Here is an 868-nt window from a genome sequence, read left to right as displayed (position 1 = left end):
CCGGGTGCCGCCGCGCCCACCCGTGCCGCCCTTGGCGGCACGATTGCCCGCGGTTGCGCGTGTGACGCGGAGCGGCGTTTGTCGGTGCTCGGCGTTGGCGCGGGTGTGCGGGGTGGGTGACGCGGGCCGGCGTTGCCCGGGTGCCGCCGCGCCCACCCGTGCCGCCCCAGCGGCACGATTGCCCGCGGTGACGGCGGCCGGCCGCCGGGTGTTCAGGTGTTGTTCAGACGTGACCGACAGCGTGGCGGCGCAACGAGGTTCGCCACCCTCCACGGCAGCTCATCGTCACAGGAGACACCATGTCGCTCACCCGCAGGGACTTCGCCAGTCGATCCGCGCTCACCGGGGCCGGAGTCGTACTGGCGGGCAGCGTCGGCGCCCTCGCCACCGCCCCGCAGGCCCTCGCGTCCACCGACACCGAGAGCGTGGACCAGGCACACGGCCACGGTCACGGGCACGACGGGGTCGGTTACGGGCCGCTCGTGTCCGACCCGGACGGCATCCTCGCCCTGCCCGCCGGCTTCCGGTACGAGGTCATCACGTACAGCGGCCGGACCAAGCTGGAGACGGGCGAGTACACCCCCTCCAACCACGACGGCACCGCCACCTTCGAGGGCCCGCGCGGCGCCACGCTCCTCGTCAACAACCACGAGCTGGCCGGTCCCCGCGCCAACTGGCCGCACCCCGTGCCGCTCACCGACGGCCTCGTCTACGACCCGGCGGCCGCAGGCGGCTGCACGGTCGTCGAGGTCCGCCGCGGCGGGCACGTCGCCGAGTGGGTCGGCATCGCCGGTACCGCCACCAACTGCGCGGGCGGCAGCACTCCGTGGGGCACCTGGCTGACCTGCGAGGAGACCGAGGACAAGGC

Annotated in this window: 1 protein-coding gene; it reads left to right on the top strand. The window is 74.4% G+C overall.

Annotated elements, in window-relative coordinates; all coding sequences use genetic code 11:
• Positions 1-299 precede the first annotated feature (299 nt).
• On the top strand, positions 300-868 hold a 569-nt coding region (locus GTW67_RS00685), incomplete at its 3' end, for an alkaline phosphatase PhoX (RefSeq protein ID WP_161162829.1).

The organism is Streptomyces sp. SID5910 (genome assembly GCF_009862125.1).
Taxonomy (GTDB): Bacteria; Actinomycetota; Actinomycetes; order Streptomycetales; family Streptomycetaceae; genus Streptomyces.
Note: the sequence above shows the minus strand (reverse complement) of the source record. Positions and strands in the feature narration are given on the sequence as shown.